This is a genomic window from Pseudomonas abyssi (genome assembly GCF_002307495.1).
In the GTDB taxonomy this organism is placed as follows: Bacteria; Pseudomonadota; Gammaproteobacteria; order Pseudomonadales; family Pseudomonadaceae; genus Halopseudomonas; species Halopseudomonas abyssi.
Window position 1 is genome coordinate 1 of sequence record NZ_NTMR01000069.1, and the last position, 369, is coordinate 369.

1 protein-coding gene and 1 pseudogene are annotated in these 369 nt (G+C 53.7%); both read left to right on the plus strand.

Translation table 11 applies throughout. The features are described from left to right. Nucleotides 1-145 (plus strand): annotated as a pseudogene (locus tag CNQ84_RS20570) (cation transporter); the annotation flags it as partial. A 3-nt stretch (nucleotides 146-148) separates the two neighbouring features. Further along, nucleotides 149-369 (plus strand): signal peptidase II (locus CNQ84_RS20255; protein ID WP_174704275.1); only part of this gene is annotated, 221 nt, incomplete at its 3' end.

Here is a 369-nt window from a genome sequence, read left to right on the forward strand (position 1 = left end):
CGACGTGGTGATCAACCTGGGGGTCATCACCGCCGGCGCCCTGGTCGCGTGGACCGGTTCCAATTATCCGGATCTGATTATCGGCACCATCGCGGGGGGCATTGTACTTAACGGTGCCAGACGCATTTTGGCGTTGAAGGGTTAAATAATGCTCATTATTGGCAAAAAGCTCTCGCCGTATGCCCTATTGTCCATATCGGGCCTGCTGGCAGCGTCTGATCAGGCTGTAAAGTGGCTGGTGCAGCAATCAATGGCCTATGGCGAGTATGTTTCGGTGACCCCATTCTTTAACTGGGTGCACCTATGGAACACCGGTGCCGCATTCAGTCTTTTTGCGAATGGTGGAGGCTGGCAGCGCTACTTTTTTAT